We start from the raw sequence: 14,690 nt of genomic DNA, 5'->3' as shown, positions 1-14,690 counted from the left end.
CTCCTTTAGATCAATTCACGGACGTCGACGAAACGACCGTTTACAGCAGCGGCGGCAGCCATTGCCGGGCTAACCAGATGAGTACGACCACCGGCGCCTTGACGGCCTTCGAAGTTGCGGTTGGAGGTCGACGCGCAATGCTCGCCCGATTCCAAACGGTCCGGGTTCATCGCCAGGCACATCGAGCAACCCGGTTCGCGCCACTCAAAACCGGCTTCGAGGAAGATCTTGTCCAGACCTTCAGCCTCGGCCTGCGCCTTCACCAGACCCGAGCCCGGCACGACGATGGCTTGCTTGATGGTTGAGGCCACTTTGCGGCCCTTGGCGATCACGGCAGCGGCGCGCAAGTCTTCGATCCGCGAGTTGGTGCAGGAGCCGATGAACACGCGATCCAGCTGAATGTCGGTGATCGCCTGATTGGCGGTCAAACCCATGTACTTCAGGGCTCGCACGATCGAATCGCGCTTGACCAAGTCCATTTCCTTCGCCGGGTCCGGCACGTTCTGATCCACGGCCAGGACCATTTCAGGCGAGGTGCCCCAGCTGACTTGCGGCTTGATCTGGGTTGCATCGAGCTCAACGATGGTGTCGAACCTGGCATCCGCGTCAGACACCAGGTCTTTCCACGCTTCGACGGCCAAGTCCCATTCCGCGCCTTTCGGAGCGAATGGACGGCCCTTCACGTAAGCCACGGTTTTTTCGTCAGCGGCCACCAGACCTACGCGTGCGCCGGCCTCGATGGACATGTTGCAAATGGTCATGCGGCCTTCAACGGACAAGTCACGAATCGCGCTACCGGCGAACTCGATGGCGTGGCCGTTGCCGCCTGCGGTGCCGATTTTGCCGATCACGGCGAGGACGATGTCCTTGGCGGTCACGCCGAACGGCAATGTGCCTTCGACCGATACCAGCATGTTCTTCATCTTTTTGGCGACCAGGCACTGGGTGGCGAGCACGTGCTCCACCTCGGAAGTGCCGATACCGTGAGCCAAGGCGCCGAACGCACCGTGGGTCGAGGTGTGGGAGTCGCCGCAGACCACGGTCATGCCTGGCAAGGTCGCGCCCTGCTCTGGGCCGATGACGTGGACGATGCCTTGGCGAATGTCGTTCATCTTGAATTCGACGATGCCGTATTCATCGCAGTTGTCGTCGAGGGTCTGAACCTGCAAACGCGAGACTTGGTCGACAATCGCTTCGATGCCGCCCTTGCGCTCCGGGGTGGTCGGTACGTTGTGGTCCGGGGTCGCGATGTTGGCGTCGATCCGCCAAGGCTTGCGCCCGGCCAGGCGCAGGCCTTCGAAGGCTTGCGGCGAGGTCACTTCGTGGATGATGTGACGATCGATGTAAATCAGCGCAGAGCCATCGTCGCGCTGTTTGACCAAATGCGAATCCCAGAGCTTGTCGTAGAGCGTTTTGCCGGCCATCAGACGGTTTCCTCATCAGCTTGTTTCTATGCCCCGGGCTGTTTGTATAACCCTTTGGCTTGTGAGGTCGATCCTAGGGGGTTACATTAAATAACTCAAATTCATATTTTTTATGCTTTGGATAACCAACTGGAATACAGCAATGGATTTGGCCAACCTCAATGCTTTCATCGCCATTGCCGAGACCGGGAGTTTCTCCGGCGCGGGAGAACGGTTGCACCTGACGCAACCGGCCATCAGCAAGCGCATCGCCGGGCTGGAGCAGCAATTGAAGGTGCGCCTGTTTGATCGCCTCGGCCGTGAAGTCGGCCTGACCGAGGCTGGCCGCGCCCTGCTGCCACGGGCCTATCAGATTCTCAATGTGCTGGACGACACCCGGCGCGCCTTGACCAACCTGACCGGCGAAGTGTCCGGCCGCCTGACCCTGGCCACCAGTCACCACATCGGCCTGCACCGTTTGCCGCCCTTATTAAGAGAGTTCACCCGGCGTTACCCACAAGTGGCGCTGGATATTCAGTTCCTCGATTCGGAAGTGGCCTACGAAGAAATCCTCCATGGCCGCGCAGAACTGGCGGTCATTACCTTGGCGCCGGAGCCACATTCGCTGGTCAAGGCGACGCCCGTGTGGGACGACCCGCTGGATTTCGTGGTTGCCCCGGAGCATTCATTGATCAGCAACGGTGCGGTCACCCTGGCCGACATCGCCCTGCACCCGGCGGTTTTTCCCGGCGGCAACACCTTTACTCATCACATCGTGCAGCGTCTATTTGAAGCGCAGGGCCTGACGCCGAACATCGCCATGAGCACGAATTATCTGGAAACGATCAAGATGATGGTCTCGATCGGACTGGCGTGGAGCGTGTTGCCGCGTACGATGCTCGACGATCAGGTTGCGCGAATACCTTTGCCGGGCATACAACTGACTCGCCAGCTAGGCTATATCCTGCACACCGAAAGGACGCTATCGAATGCGGCAAGGGCTTTTATGGCTTTGCTGGATGCACAGATCGATTTGCCAGGGATTCAAGGCTAACGTGTGCTACGCCTATAGAACTGCGAACTCCTGCGCCTAACGCCCATTTCTGCCCAAGGCCTGCTGCCAATGCCGAAATCTGTTGACCGTGTACCGCCGATGCCGCGTATCCAGGCGCTTGACCCAAAACGGTCCGAGCTGAGTTGGGAAAGCGCGCCGCAATTACTGGCAGCCCTCAACGGCGCACGGCTGGGGGCCTGGTATTGGGACATCGAACGTGGGCAGATCAGCTGGTCACGGGGAACTCAGGCGCTATTTGGGTTCGATCCACATACGCCGTTGCCCGAGGACCTGGAATACCTTGATCTGCTGCCGCCAGAGGACCGGGCGAAAACCGTCCGCGCATTCAATGCGGTGATTGCTGGCGCGCCGCTTGAGCAAGCGATGCATCATCGCATCCGCTGGCCCGACGGCAGCCTGCACTGGCTGGAAATCAGCGGCAGCCTGCAGCCGGATAAATACGGGCGGCCACGCATGATCGGAGTGATCCGCGAAATTACCCACCAGCGCCAGCGCGAACAAGCCCTGAGCAGCTCGGAAAAGCGCTTCGCCACGTTGTTTCACCTGTGCCCGAACATGGTGTTGCTGACCCGACAGGAAGACGGCCTGATTACCGAAGCCAACCAGTATTTCGAAAGCCTGTTCGGCTGGCCGGTGCAGAACGCGATAGGCCGCACCACCCTGGAACTGGGTCTGTGGGTGCACCCTGAGCAACGGGCCAAACTGGTCGCCGCCACGAAGGCCAAAGGCGAGCTGTTCAGCATGGAGGTGCAATTTCGCGCCAGCAACGGGCAGGTCCTCGATGGCATCCTCAGCGCGCAAAAAGTCGAACTCGAGGGTCAGCCGTATCTGCTGAGCACCTTCCTCGACACCACTGAACGCAAAGTCGCTGAACAAGCCCTCAAGGACAGCCAGGAACGCCTCGATCTCGCCCTCGACTCGGCGCAACTCGGCACCTGGGACTGGCACATCCCCAGCGGCATGCTTTACGGCTCGGCGCGGGCCGCCCAGTTGCACGGGCTCGAAGCCAAGCCCTTTCATGAATCCTTCGATGAGTTTTTCGAAGGCGTACCCGGTGAAGAACGCGACACCATGCGCGACGCTTACCGCAGCCTGCGCGAAGGCCCGGCCGGCAATTATCAGCTGACTTACCGCGTGCAACTGCCGGACGGCAGCTCACGCTACCTGGAAAGCCGCGCCCGCCTCTACCGCGATGAAAACGGTTTCCCCTTGCGCATGGCCGGCACCTTGCTGGACATCACCGATCAGGTGGAGCGCGAACAACGACTGGTGGCATCAGAAGAGAAATTCGCCACGCTGTTTCAGGTCAGCCCGGACCCGATTTGCGTAACCCGCCAAGACACTGGCCGGTTTATCGAGATCAACTCCAGCTTCACTCAGACCTTCGGCTGGAGCGTCGCCGAAGTGATTGGCCGCAGCGCCGACGAGATTGGCCTGTGGGACGCCTCGACCAAAAGCCTGCAACGGATCGAACAGGTCATCCGCGAACAGGGGCTGAACAATGTCGCCATCGTCGCTCAGCACAAGAACGGGCAATCGCTGACCTGTGTGATATCCAGCCGCAAGATCAACGTGGATAACCAACCCTGCATTGTTACCACTTTGCGCGACATCACCCAGCAACAACGCTCCGAAGCGGCGCTCAAGGCCAGCGAAGAGAAGTTCGCCAAGGCATTCCACTCCAGTCCCGACGCCATCACCATTACCGAGCGCGACACCGGACGCTACCTGGAGGTCAACGACGGCTTCTGCCGCCTGACCGGCTATCGTGCGCAGGAAGTGATCGGTCGTACGGTGTATCAAGTGGGCATCTGGGCTGAAGAGAAACAACGTGCGGCGTTGCTGGCCGAGCTACAGCTCAAGGGTCGCGTGCATCACCAGGAAATGCTCGGGCGCAATAAGCGTGGGGAGTTACTGACCGTCGAAGTCTCGGTCGAGCCGATCACCCTCAACGAAACCCCCTGTTTGCTGTTGACCGCCCGTGACGTCAGCCTGCTGAAAAACGCCGAAGCGCAAATCCGTCATCTGGCCTACCACGACCCCTTGACCAACCTGCCCAACCGCGCCTTGCTGATGGATCGTCTGAGCCAGCAGATCGCCCTGCTCAAGCGCCATAACCTGCGCGGTGCGCTGCTGTTCCTCGACCTCGATCACTTCAAGCACATCAACGACTCTCTCGGTCACCCGGTTGGCGATACCGTGCTGAAAATCATCACCGCGCGGCTAGAAGCCAGCGTGCGCATGGAAGACACCGTGGCGCGACTGGGTGGCGACGAATTTGTGGTGTTGCTTAGCGGGCTGGAAGGTTCGCGCAATGAAGTCAGCGCCCAGGTCCGGGAACTGGCTGATACGCTGCGAGAACTCTTGTCAGAACCGATGTTCCTCGACGGCCAGCGCCTGCAAGTGACGCCGAGCATTGGCATCGCGCTGATTCCCGACCACGGCTCGACCCCGACCGACCTGCTCAAACGCGCCGACATCGCGCTGTACCGCGCCAAGGACTCGGGGCGCAACACCACGCAGATGTATCACAACACCATGCAAAAGGCCGCTAGCGAACGCTTGCGCATGGAAACCGACCTGCGCCTGGCGCTTTCTCGCGGTGAATTCAATGTGCACTACCAACCGCAGATCGACGCCCGAGGCAATCGCATTGTCGGTGCCGAAGCGCTGGTGCGCTGGAACCATCCGGAACTCGGCGCACAATCACCGGCCGAGTTCATCAAGGTGCTGGAAGACAGCGGACTGATTCTCGAAGTTGGCACCTGGATTCTTGACGAGGCTTGCGGGGCTTTCAAACAACTGGTCGCCAAAGGTCTGGTAAATCCGCTGAGCTTCAGCCTGTGCGTGAACATCAGCCCGAGGCAATTTCGTCAAACCGACTTCGTCGAACGCATCGAACACAGCCTCACCAGCCATGGCCTGCCCTGCTCGCTGCTGAAACTGGAAATCACCGAAGGCATCGTCATCCAGAACCTGGAAGACACCATCAACAAAATGCGCCGCCTGAAAAAACTCGGCGTGAGCTTCGCGATGGACGACTTCGGCACGGGCTACTCCTCGTTGACCTACCTCAAGCGCTTGCCGGTCGACACCCTGAAAATCGATCAGTCGTTCATCCGTGATGCCACCACTGATCCAAACGATGCCGAGATCATCCGCGCGATTGTCGCCATGGCGCGCAGCCTGGAGTTGAAGGTGATTGCCGAAGGGGTGGAGACGGCTGAACAACTGGAGTTTTTGCAGGGCCTGGGCTGCCATTTTTATCAGGGGTATTTGCACAGCCGGCCGTTGCCGGTGGAAGCGTTTCAAAAACTCCTCAAATAACCCGACCCGTGTAGCAGCCTCGCGGTGCTCGTCAGTTGCTACAGGATATGTGTGATGTCTGGCCACAAAAAAGGGCGCCGCGAGGGCGCCCTTTTCATTGCTCTGGCTTAGTGCTGCAGAGCCGGTTTTTGCGTCCCGTTGATCGGGATGCGTTTGGCTTTCGCCTCTTCTGGAACGATGCGCACCAAGTCGATACTCAATAGACCGTTACGCAGGTCAGCGGCCTTGATCTCGATGTGGTCTGCCAGGCGGAACGACAGCTTGAACGCACGCTGGGCAATGCCTTGGTGCAGGAAGGTCACGCTCTCGTTCGCTTCACGTTTGCCACCACTGATAGTCAGCACACCTTTCTCCACTTGCAGGTCGAGGTCTTCTTCCTGGAAACCGGCCGCGGCGACGACGATGCGGTATTGATCATCACCGTGTTTTTCCACGTTGTAAGGTGGGTAAGTGCTGCCTGGCTCGTTGCGCAGGGCGGTTTCGAACAGGTCGTTGAAACGGTCGAAGCCTACCGAGGAACGGAACAGTGGGGCCAGGGAAAATGCAGTAGTCATGGTTCAAATCTCCTGAAAACAATCAGCAAGTTTTTTTGTCTCCGCGACCCGGATTCGGCATCGCGTAACCCTTAGATAGGGACCGCTGATTGCATTTCAAGAGATTATTTCGAGATTTTTTTCAGGCCGCTTTACTGACTTGCAGACCGAGCAAACGTGAGACGTGATCCAGTTCGGTCTCGCGACGCAGGACGGTGAAAAGTTCGACCGCTTCCGGGTAATTGCGGGTCAGCATCGCCAACCATTGCTTGAGGCGGCCGGGGGATTGGCGGGCCGTCATCTGCGCCTTGGCCTGCAGCCAAAAGTCCTGGATCAGCGGCAGCAGCTCGGCCCAGGTCATCTCGACCACTTCCTCACCGGCTCGCGCTGCCGCGATTTGCCGCGCCAGGTCCGGGCGTGAGACCAGACCGCGGCCGAGCATGATGTCTTCGACGCCGCTGATTTCACGGCAACGACGCCAGTCCTCGACGCTCCAGATGTCGCCGTTGGCAAACACCGGCACCTTGACCACCTCCTGCACGCGAGGGATCCACTCCCAATGCGCCGGGGGTTTGTAGCCATCGGTCTTGGTCCGCGCATGCACCACGATGTGTGCTGCGCCGCCTTCAGCCAAAGCCGTGGCACAGACCAGCGAACCGTCCGGACTGTCGAAGCCGAGGCGCATTTTGGCGGTCACCGGAATGTGCGCAGGCACCGCACGACGCACGTGTTCGACGATTTCGTTGAGCAGTTCGGGCTCTTTGAGCAACACCGCGCCACCGCGAGACTTGTTGACGGTCTTGGCCGGGCAACCGAAGTTCAGGTCGATGACCTCCGAACCCAGTTCACACGCCAACGCGGCGTTTTCCGCCAGGCACACCGGATCGGAGCCGAGCAGTTGCACGCGCAACGGCACGCCGGACGCGGTGCGGGCACCGGTCAGCAGTTCCGGGCCGAATTTGTGGTAGTAGGCAGGCGTAAGCAGCTGGTCGTTGATCCGGATGAACTCGGTCACGCACCAATCGATCCCGCCCACACGGGTCAGCACGTCCCGCAGGATGTTGTCGACCAACCCCTCCATGGGCGCCAAAGCAATTTGCATGAAAAACACACTCGACGAAAAACGTGCGGCAGTTTACTGGATTGCGCAGGGAATCTGCAGAACATCGCAGATTCCCTTGTGAGAGCGAGCCTGCTCGCCCCCACATTAGGTGTTGGTCGTATCCAGCATCTGCAGCGCCGGGCCGTAGCCTTCAATGAACTCGGTCGGCATGCGTTTTGGCTTGCCGGTCGACAATTCGATGCAGACGAACGTGGTTTGCGCGCGCAGCAACGTAGTGTTGTCGCGAAGGCGCTTCAACTGGAAGTGTCGGGTCATTTTCAGGCGCTGATCCCAATCCACAATCCAAGTCGCCAACTGCAATTCATCATCTTCGTAGGCGGCAGCCAGATAATCGATCTCGTGCCGCACCACCGCCATCGCCCGGTCCAGCCGCCGATACTCGACCAGATCAAGACCCAGACGCTGCGAGTGGCGCCAGGCACATCGTTCGAGCCACGTCACGTAGACCGCATTATTGGCGTGACCCAGCCCGTCGATGTCCTCGGCGCCCACTTGCAGATCTATGATAAATGGCGTTGCCCGATCCCAGCCCATGCCCCACTCCCGATCAGATAATGTCGACCGGGGCAGTGTAACGGATGCTTACGCCGATTGGCGCGATTGCAGTCTGCGACCGGCCAGCAGTGATAACACACCATCAATGACCCGGGGATCGGCCAGTACTTTCTGATGGCCGCCTTCCTCGAGACGCAACAAGCGGCTGTCAAACCAGGCTTCGTGAATCAGTTGCGATTCCTTGACCGACACATAGCGATCATCTTCGGCATGGACGATCAGGCCCGGCATGTCGAGCTGATAGTGCGCCACGTCCAGCGCCGCAGCGCGCATGCCAACGTCTTTCTCGACCTGACGGATGAAGGCCGAACGCGCCTTGGGCGGCAGTCGCACGTACCTGGCAAAGCCGCGCAACACGCCGAGAATCCGCGCCGGAGCGGCGATGGTCACCAGGGTTTCGGTGCGCAGGCCCAACTGGACAGCGAGCATGGCACTGGCGCCGCCCATCGAATGACCAATGACCGCTTGAAGCGGCGGCAACTCGGCGGCAGCTTCGAGCAGGGCCCGGGCGAACAGCACGACGTTCGCCTCTTCACCTGGAGAGCGACCATGCGCGGGACCGTCGAGGGCGACCACGCTGTAACCCGCATCGACGAGTGCAGTGATAATACTGGCGAACTGCGTCGGCCGCCCTTCCCACCCGTGCATCAGCAACACGGCAGGGCCTTGGCCCCAGCGCAGCGCGGAGAGCCCAAAGCGCAGCGTGATACGTTCGGACTTCGCCAGCAGCGGCAGCTCCCAATCACGCGGAGGCAGTTCTCGCGGGGTCATGAATGCCAGTCGCATTTTGCTTGCGACCAGTTGTGGTGCGAACCAGCCCAAGGTGCCATTAACGCCACGAACCCACTTCAACGTGCTCATCGCTCTCACTCCTCAGGCCAATGCCTTCAGGTCACAGCACCGCCGATTTGGCGGCGCGCAGCAATCGATCGGACAACTCTCCTGGCCCCAGCGCGCGGGCCAGCGCCAAACCACCCACCATCAAGGCCATGTCAGCCAGGGCTTTGTCGGTGTCTTCCGGACTGGCCGCCAACTGCGCGACCATCATTTCCACATGCTCATTCAGTGCGACACGAAACGCGTCCGGCAGCCGCCCCAACTCGCCGACCGAAGCCGGAATCGGGCACGCCGACTCGGAGGAATCACGGTGTTTACGTGACAGGTAAAACGCCGCCACCAAGGCGCGACGTTCTTCGCCGGTCAACTCGGCATCCATGTCGGCAATCATGCCTCGACGGTGACCGAGCAACTGCTGGAACGCTTCCAGCATCATTGCGTCCTTGCTTTCGAAGTGCGCATAAAAGCCGCCAACCGTCAGGCCGGCTGCGCCCATCACTTCGCCAACGCTCGGCTCTGCCGGACCGCGCTGAATCAGCGCTGCGCTAGCAGCCTTGAGGATGCGTTCGCGGGTTTGAGCTTTTTTATCGTTCATCGTTGCCTCCGAATATTACGACTAGAATATTATTCTCATAATAATTTTTCGCAAGTCGTGAATGCGACCGCTGGTCTGAAGAACAGTTTGAAAGAAATGGGGGATTTGGCCAAACGCCAGACAAACAAAAGGGCCATTCAATAATTGAATGACCCTTATAAAATCCCGCAGAGCGGGTAATCGTGGCGTCCCCTAGGGGACTCGAACCCCTGTTACCGCCGTGAAAGGGCGGTGTCCTAGGCCACTAGACGAAGGGGACGCAAAACCTTCTATACAACTGATCAGTGCTGAGAGCTGATCGATTCAAGGCCGGTGTGGCCAGACCTTGAACTGTAAAATTGGTGGAGCTAAACGGGATCGAACCGTTGACCTCTTGCATGCCATGCAAGCGCTCTCCCAGCTGAGCTATAGCCCCGGATTTTTCGCCTCGCGGCGGAGCGACATCTTGCAACATCGCTTCTGTAAAACTGGCGTCCCCTAGGGGACTCGAACCCCTGTTACCGCCGTGAAAGGGCGGTGTCCTAGGCCACTAGACGAAGGGGACGCAAACCCTTCTATACAACAGATCAACGCTGAGTGTTGATCGCTTCAAGGCCGGTGTGGCCAGACCTTGAAGTGTAAATTGGTGGAGCTAGACGGGATCGAACCGTCGACCTCTTGCATGCCATGCAAGCGCTCTCCCAGCTGAGCTATAGCCCCTCATCGCTGAGGACGGGGCGAATCTTAATGGCGGATCGGAAAGCTGTCAAACTTATTTTTAAAATATTTCAAAGTTTTTTGCCGACATAACAATCACTTACCGCCCTCCCCCCGAAAAATCGGGGGGAGCGCCGAAGATTGCGATCAAATGACCGAAGCCTCCGGGAGTTGCTGCAGGGTCAAACGTCCTCAGGCGATGTTGCCCAAGAGTTTTTCCCATTCCTTGTTTTCTTTCTTCGACACGCCGCCCAGCAGGTCAATCGCCTGACGCAGACGGAAACGAGTCAGGTCCGGACCGAGGATTTCCATTGCATCCAGCACCGATACCGAGCTGGCTTGACCAGTGATCGCAGCAAACATCAGCGGCATGGCGTCTCGCAGCTTCAGCTCCAACGATTCAACCACCGCCTGAATCGTCGCGGTGATGCTGTCCTTTTCCCACTGACGCAGGCTTTCCAGCTTCCACAGGATCAACTGCATCAACTGCCGAACCTGATCGCCCGAAAGCTTCTTGGATTCGAACAATTTGGCATCCGGATTCACGCCACCGGCAAAGAAGAACCCGGCCAGCGGAGCCACCTGGCTGAAGGTTTCAACGCGACCTTGTACGTGCGGCGCGATTTTCATCATGTATTCAGGGTTCAGCGCCCAGGTCTGCAGGCGCGAAGCGAACTCTTCCACCGGCAAATCACGCAGCCACTGGCCGTTGAGCCAGGACAGCTTCTCGATGTCAAAGATCGGACCGCCCAGCGAGACACGACTCAGGTCGAAGTGATCGACCATTTCCTGCAACGAGAATTTCTCGCGCTCGTCCGGCATCGACCAGCCCATCCGCCCCAGGTAGTTGAGCATCGCTTCCGGCATGAAACCCATGCGCTCGTAGAACGTCACCGAGGTCGGGTTCTTGCGCTTGGACAGCTTGCTCTTGTCCGGGTTACGCAGCAGCGGCATGTAGCACAGCTCCGGTTGCTCCCAGCCGAAGTACTCATAAAGCAGGATCAGTTTCGGCGCCGACGGCAGCCATTCTTCACCGCGCAATACATGGGTGATGCCCATCAGATGGTCGTCGACCACGTTGGCCAGGAAGTACGTCGGCAGGCCGTCGGTCTTCATCAGCACTTGCATGTCCATGCGATCCCACGGGATCTCGACATCGCCACGCAGCATGTCTGGCACCACGCACACGCCTTCGCTCGGCACTTTCATGCGGATCACATGCGGTTCGCCAGCGGCCAGGCGGCGCGCGACTTCCTCTTTGGACAGCAACAGCGCACGGCCGTCGTAACGCGGGGTTTCGCCGCGAGCCATTTGCTCGGCGCGCATTTGGTCCAGTTCTTCAGCAGTGCAAAAGCACGGGAAAGCATGGCCCATTTCAACCAATTGCTGGCAATACTTCTGATAGATATCGCCGCGCTCGCTCTGACGGTATGGACCGTGCGGGCCGCCGACGTCCGGGCCTTCGCTCCAGTCGATACCCAACCAGCGCAGGGCGTCGAAAATTTGCTGTTCGGACTCACGGGTCGACCGCAATTGGTCAGTGTCTTCGATCCGCAGAATGAACTCACCGCCATGCTGCTTGGCAAAGCAGTAGTTGAACAAAGCGATGTAAGCGGTACCTACGTGGGGGTCCCCGGTAGGCGATGGCGCGATGCGCGTGCGGACGGTGGTCATGGCAAGTCTCGAAATGAAGATAAAACAAAGGGCGAATGGTAACAGGCGATACCCGCCCGGCTCCAGTGAGCAGGGCATTTAAGCCAAGTTTGCGCCTACAACGCGTGTATGCCTTGGCGAATGGCCGAATATCAGCCGATGGCATTTACCGCTTGTCGGCTGTATGACAGATTCACCTGCTGATAACTTTCCTTACAATTTCTCGACTACAGTCTGCCCCATGCCTGCCCAACTCAAGCGTCGCCTGTTTATTTTCCTGCTGATCGTCCTGCTGATTGCCGGGGGCTTTTTTGCCCAATGGTTCTTCAAGGGACGGTTTTATGAAAGCACCGACAACGCCTATGTCCAGGGCGAGATCACCCGTGTCTCGAGTCAGTTGAGCGCGCGCATCGACCAAGTGCTGGTGCATGACAACGAGCACGTCGAGAAAGGCCAGTTGCTGATCAAGCTCGAAGGCGCCGATTTCGACCTTGCCGTCGACCGCGCCAACGCGACCCTTGCCACCCGCCGGGCCGAACGCCTGCAAGCACAAAGCAAACTGACCCAGCAGTCCAGCCTGATCGCGGCCAGCGAAGCGCAGGTCGCGTCCAGCCAGGCCAGCCTCGGCCGCTCGCTTATCGATTTGACTCGCGCCGAGACCTTGCGCAAACCCGGCTACATCTCGGAAGAGCGGGTAACCACCCTGTCCGCCGACAATCACATCGCCCGCTCGCAAGTGGCCAAGGCCCAGGCCGACGCTCAGGGCCAACGCCAGCAGGTCAACGCCCTGAATGCCGAGATCAAACGCCTCGACGCGCAGATCGCCAACGCCAAGGCCGATCTGGCGCAAGCCGAACTGAACCTGACCCGCAGCGAAATTCACGCGCCGATCAGCGGCCTGATCGGCCAGCGCGCCGCCCGCGAGGGGCAAGTGGTGCAAGCCGGCGCGTATTTGCTGTCGATCGTCCCGGACCAGGACATCTGGATTCAGGCCAACTTCAAGGAAACCCAGATTGGCCACATGCAGCCCGGCCAGAGTGCCGAGCTGACCTTCGACGCCTACAGCGACACACCAATCAAGGCGCGCGTCGACAGCCTGTTCGCCGCCTCGGGCGCGCAATTCAGCCTCTTGCCACCGGACAATGCCACGGGCAACTTCACCAAAGTCGTACAACGGATTCCGGTCAAACTGACTTTCGCGGCGGACAACCCGCTGCAAGGCAAGATCCGCCCGGGCATGTCAGTCACCGCCAAAGTGAACATCAAAGACGCCCCTGACGATGGCCGGTGATCAACTGATCCGCCCGGTCGGCGAACCGACCCGGCGGGACTGGATTGCGGTCATGAGCGTGATGCTCGGCGCCTTCATGGCCGTGCTGGATATCCAGATCACCAACTCGTCGCTCAAGGACATTCAGGGCGCCCTGTCGGCCACCCTGGAAGAAGGCTCGTGGATTTCCACCTCGTACCTGGTGGCGGAAATCATCATGATCCCGCTAACCGCCTGGCTGGTGCAGTTGTTGTCGGCGCGCCGACTGGCCGTGTGGGTTTCACTGGGCTTTCTCTTCGCCTCGCTCCTGTGCTCGATGGCGTGGAGCCTGGAAAGCATGATCGTCTTCCGCGCCCTGCAGGGTTTCACCGGCGGCGCGCTGATCCCGCTGGCGTTCACCCTGACGTTGATCAAACTCCCGGAACACCACCGCGCCAAGGGCATGGCCATGTTCGCCATGACCGCCACCTTCGCGCCCTCCATCGGCCCGACACTGGGTGGATGGCTGACCGAGAATTGGGGCTGGGAATACATCTTCTACATCAACGTGCCACCGGGCCTGATCATGATCGCCGGTCTGATGTACGGCCTGGAGAAGAAAGAAGCCCACTGGGAATTGCTGAAAAGCACCGATTACATGGGCATCCTCACCCTCGGCGTCGGCCTCGGTTGTTTGCAGGTATTTCTGGAAGAAGGCCACCGCAAGGACTGGCTGGAATCGAACCTGATCGTGACCCTGGGCAGCATCGCGCTGATCAGCCTGATCACCTTCGTAATCGTGCAGGTTTCCAAACCCAACCCGCTGATCAACCTGGGCATTCTGCGCAACCGCAACTTCGGTCTGTCGAGCATTTCCAGCCTGGGGATGGGAGTCGGATTATACGGGTCGATTTATCTGCTGCCGCTGTACCTGGCGCAGATTCAGAATTACAACGCCTTGCAGATCGGCGAAGTGATCATGTGGATGGGCGTGCCGCAACTGTTTCTGATTCCGCTGGTGCCCAAGCTGATGAAGTACATTTCGCCGAAGTGGCTGTGTACCCTGGGATTCGGTTTGTTCGGGCTGGCGAGTTTTTCATCGGGGGTACTGAACCCGGACTTCGCGGGACCGCAGTTCAATCAGATCCAGATTATCCGCGCACTTGGCCAGCCATTGATCATGGTCACCATTTCGCTGATCGCCACCGCGTACATCCTGCCGCAGGACGCGGGCTCGGCGTCGAGCCTGTTCAACATCCTGCGCAACCTCGGTGGCGCTATTGGCATCGCCCTCCTCGCCACTCTGCTGGATGCGCGAACCAAGACATACTTTGATTACTTGCGTGAAGCGATCGTACCGAGCAATCCACAGGTGGCGGAGCGGCTGGCGTCGATGGCGGATCGACTGGGTATTGAGACCGCGGCACTGGGGAAAATCAGTGAGATTGCGCATCAGCAGGCGTCGATCATGGCCTACAACGATGCGTTTCACTTTGTCGGGATTGCGTTGGGGGTGAGCATGCTGGCGATCTTGCTGACCAAGAAGTTGCCGGAAGGGATTAAGGCTGGGGAGGCGCACTAGCTGGAAAGTGCAGTGTGCTGTCGACCGAGCAAGCCCGCTCCACGCATTAGCCTGAAGTTCGC

The 14,690-nt window shown here is 59.3% G+C and carries 11 protein-coding genes and 4 tRNA genes; 4 read left to right on the top strand and 11 right to left on the bottom strand.

The features are described from left to right. Positions 1-5: 5 nt before the first annotated feature. Positions 6-1,424, bottom strand: a complete 1,419-nt coding sequence (gene leuC / locus NL116_RS10555; protein WP_494377099.1) for a 3-isopropylmalate dehydratase large subunit — start codon at positions 1,422-1,424, stop codon at positions 6-8. Between the two features lie 142 nt (positions 1,425-1,566). Between leuC and NL116_RS10550 the strand changes: the two genes are divergently transcribed. Then, positions 1,567-2,457, top strand: a complete 891-nt coding sequence (locus NL116_RS10550; RefSeq protein WP_494377098.1) for a LysR family transcriptional regulator — start codon at positions 1,567-1,569, stop codon at positions 2,455-2,457. Between the two features lie 69 nt (positions 2,458-2,526). Then, on the top strand, positions 2,527-5,805 hold the full coding sequence (locus NL116_RS10545; RefSeq protein ID WP_494377097.1) for a PAS domain S-box protein: 3,279 nt from the start codon (positions 2,527-2,529) through the stop codon (positions 5,803-5,805). Between the two features lie 107 nt (positions 5,806-5,912). On the opposite strand, the gene NL116_RS10540 is transcribed toward NL116_RS10545, so the two are convergent. The 10 genes from NL116_RS10540 to gltX all read right to left on the bottom strand — a co-directional run bounded on the left by NL116_RS10540 (position 5,913) and on the right by gltX (position 11,818). Then, a complete protein-coding gene (locus NL116_RS10540; RefSeq protein ID WP_007943514.1) occupies positions 5,913-6,359 on the bottom strand; it encodes an Hsp20 family protein in 447 nt (148 codons plus the stop codon). Between the two features lie 121 nt (positions 6,360-6,480). Continuing rightward, positions 6,481-7,440, bottom strand: coding sequence for a tRNA dihydrouridine synthase (locus NL116_RS10535; RefSeq protein WP_494377096.1), 960 nt, complete (start codon positions 7,438-7,440; stop codon positions 6,481-6,483). A 105-nt stretch (positions 7,441-7,545) separates the two neighbouring features. Then, complete coding sequence (locus NL116_RS10530) at positions 7,546-7,995, bottom strand: acyl-CoA thioesterase (RefSeq protein WP_494377095.1); 450 nt, start codon at positions 7,993-7,995, stop codon at positions 7,546-7,548. Positions 7,996-8,043: 48 nt separating this feature from the next. Then, on the bottom strand, positions 8,044-8,877 hold the full coding sequence (locus NL116_RS10525) for an alpha/beta fold hydrolase (RefSeq protein ID WP_494377094.1): 834 nt from the start codon (positions 8,875-8,877) through the stop codon (positions 8,044-8,046). Positions 8,878-8,908: 31 nt separating this feature from the next. After that, complete coding sequence (locus NL116_RS10520; RefSeq protein WP_027921598.1) at positions 8,909-9,448, bottom strand: TetR/AcrR family transcriptional regulator; 540 nt, start codon at positions 9,446-9,448, stop codon at positions 8,909-8,911. Between the two features lie 183 nt (positions 9,449-9,631). Beyond that, a tRNA-Glu gene (locus tag NL116_RS10515) sits at positions 9,632-9,707 on the bottom strand. Positions 9,708-9,787: 80 nt separating this feature from the next. Continuing rightward, positions 9,788-9,863, bottom strand: a tRNA-Ala gene (locus tag NL116_RS10510). A gap of 53 nt (positions 9,864-9,916) precedes the next feature. Then, a tRNA-Glu gene (locus NL116_RS10505) sits at positions 9,917-9,992 on the bottom strand. Positions 9,993-10,071: 79 nt separating this feature from the next. After that, positions 10,072-10,147 (bottom strand) — tRNA-Ala (locus NL116_RS10500). Between the two features lie 189 nt (positions 10,148-10,336). Further along, complete coding sequence (gltX, locus tag NL116_RS10495) at positions 10,337-11,818, bottom strand: glutamate--tRNA ligase (RefSeq protein ID WP_109633228.1); 1,482 nt, start codon at positions 11,816-11,818, stop codon at positions 10,337-10,339. Positions 11,819-12,038: 220 nt separating this feature from the next. On the opposite strand from gltX, the gene NL116_RS10490 reads away from it, so the two are divergent. Further along, positions 12,039-13,088 (top strand): HlyD family secretion protein, encoded by a 1,050-nt coding sequence (locus NL116_RS10490; protein WP_494377093.1) that lies wholly within the window; start codon positions 12,039-12,041, stop codon positions 13,086-13,088. Continuing rightward, complete coding sequence (locus tag NL116_RS10485; RefSeq protein WP_494377092.1) at positions 13,078-14,628, top strand: MDR family MFS transporter; 1,551 nt, start codon at positions 13,078-13,080, stop codon at positions 14,626-14,628. The genes NL116_RS10490 and NL116_RS10485 overlap by 11 nt, the downstream gene beginning before the upstream one ends. Positions 14,629-14,690: the final 62 nt, after the last annotated feature.

This window comes from Pseudomonas sp. FBCC-B1667, from assembly GCF_059133255.1.
Note: the sequence above shows the minus strand (reverse complement) of the source record. Positions and strands in the feature narration are given on the sequence as shown.

Bases quoted from the DNA above. Each gene is read 5' to 3' on its own strand.
- NL116_RS10490 (WP_494377093.1), top strand. From the start codon at position 12,039: ATGCCTGCCCAACTCAAGCGTCGCCTGTTTATTTTCCTGCTGATCGTC.
- NL116_RS10550 (WP_494377098.1), top strand. From the start codon at position 1,567: ATGGATTTGGCCAACCTCAATGCTTTCATCGCCATTGCCGAGACCGGG.
- gltX (WP_109633228.1), bottom strand. From the start codon at position 11,818: ATGACCACCGTCCGCACGCGCATCGCGCCATCGCCTACCGGGGACCCC.
- leuC (WP_494377099.1), bottom strand. From the start codon at position 1,424: ATGGCCGGCAAAACGCTCTACGACAAGCTCTGGGATTCGCATTTGGTC.
- NL116_RS10530 (WP_494377095.1), bottom strand. From the start codon at position 7,995: ATGGGCTGGGATCGGGCAACGCCATTTATCATAGATCTGCAAGTGGGC.
- NL116_RS10525 (WP_494377094.1), bottom strand. From the start codon at position 8,877: ATGAGCACGTTGAAGTGGGTTCGTGGCGTTAATGGCACCTTGGGCTGG.
- NL116_RS10485 (WP_494377092.1), top strand. From the start codon at position 13,078: ATGGCCGGTGATCAACTGATCCGCCCGGTCGGCGAACCGACCCGGCGG.
- NL116_RS10540 (WP_007943514.1), bottom strand. From the start codon at position 6,359: ATGACTACTGCATTTTCCCTGGCCCCACTGTTCCGTTCCTCGGTAGGC.
- NL116_RS10545 (WP_494377097.1), top strand. From the start codon at position 2,527: ATGCCGAAATCTGTTGACCGTGTACCGCCGATGCCGCGTATCCAGGCG.
- NL116_RS10520 (WP_027921598.1), bottom strand. From the start codon at position 9,448: ATGAACGATAAAAAAGCTCAAACCCGCGAACGCATCCTCAAGGCTGCT.
- NL116_RS10535 (WP_494377096.1), bottom strand. From the start codon at position 7,440: ATGCAAATTGCTTTGGCGCCCATGGAGGGGTTGGTCGACAACATCCTG.